Annotated in this window: 1 protein-coding gene; it reads right to left on the bottom strand. The window is 74.5% G+C overall.

Features of this window, described 5'->3' with window-relative positions; translation table 11 throughout:
- On the bottom strand, nucleotides 1–255 hold a 255-nt coding region (locus tag DMH12_RS38825; protein WP_260474516.1), incomplete at both ends, for a Mur ligase family protein.

The raw sequence follows: 255 nt of genomic DNA, 5'->3' as shown, positions 1-255 counted from the left end.
CTACGCGTACGTCGGCGTGCCCGGCGTGTCCGAAGGTCAGCACCGGGCCGTCGGTGAGCGCGCGCATCGCGCTCACCCGGGGGTCGTCGGCGTTGAGGACGGCGGTGCCGCCGGGTGCCAGGCCCTGCACCAGTTCGCCCTTGGCCCGGGCGATGGCGGCGCGGGACCCGAACTCGCCGAGGTGGGCCACTCCGACGTTGAGGACGACAGCGATGTCGGGCGCGACGAGGCCGGTCAGGTGGGCGATGTCGCCGA

Source organism: Streptomyces sp. WAC 04229, from assembly GCF_003947455.1.
GTDB lineage: Bacteria > Actinomycetota > Actinomycetes > Streptomycetales > Streptomycetaceae > Streptomyces.
This window is presented reverse-complemented; position numbering and strand designations above follow the sequence as displayed.